The sequence below is a fragment of the Rhodococcus sp. 14-2483-1-1 genome, from assembly GCF_002259335.1.
Lineage (GTDB): Bacteria > Actinomycetota > Actinomycetes > Mycobacteriales > Mycobacteriaceae > Rhodococcoides.
The window spans coordinates 1-641 of the sequence record NZ_NPFX01000031.1; the positions used below are offsets into that span (position 1 = coordinate 1).

The 641-nt window shown below is 65.2% G+C and carries 1 protein-coding gene; it reads right to left on the reverse strand.

Features of this window, described 5'->3' with window-relative positions; genetic code table 11:
* The coding region (locus tag CH294_RS27125) for a DUF222 domain-containing protein (RefSeq protein WP_141216554.1) at nt 1–641 on the reverse strand (641 nt) is incomplete at both ends.

Below are 641 nucleotides of genomic sequence, written 5' to 3' on the forward strand. Positions count from 1 at the left end.
GTGAGGTCACGCAGGCTGATGTGCAGGTTGACGTGCGGCTTCTCCCCGCCTTCGGTGGGCCGATTACTGGAGGCGAGGTAGCGGTCGAGGATGTGTCCGAACGCCTCGGCGCGGCGTAGGGCGGGGCTACGTTCGTCCTGGGTGCCGTCGGCGGCCGGGCGGGGTTCGGTCAACGGTGAGAGCGCGGCGAGGAGTTTTTCTCCGGTGATGGCATCGAAGTCACCTTTCAACGCCAGCCGCCCGTTCAAGGTCTTCGAGGCAAAGAGTTCGTTGCGGTCGGTGTCCTCGGGTGGCGGCTTCTTGCCACCGTAGGTGTCCTCGAGTTTGGTGATCGCTTCACGGATGCGGTCGGTGCGTGCGCCGGGTCCGGTCGCAGCTTTGATCATGGCAGCGCGGGCGATGTCGCGACCCTCCTGCGGGAGGTTCTTGGGTGGGGTTTCGGCGAAGGTGAGGATCAACGCGGCATGGTCGACGGACATCACGCCGGTGTTCACGGCGTCGGCGATATCGGGGAAGTTCTTCAGTCCGCGGGCCAGGGCAACGATCTTGGTGGCTTTGCTGGGGGTGAGCAGGGTGGTGGAGGTCAACCACCCTGCGGGTCCGGGGAATCCGAGTTTCTCGCGGGCCACTCGAGTGTCGAT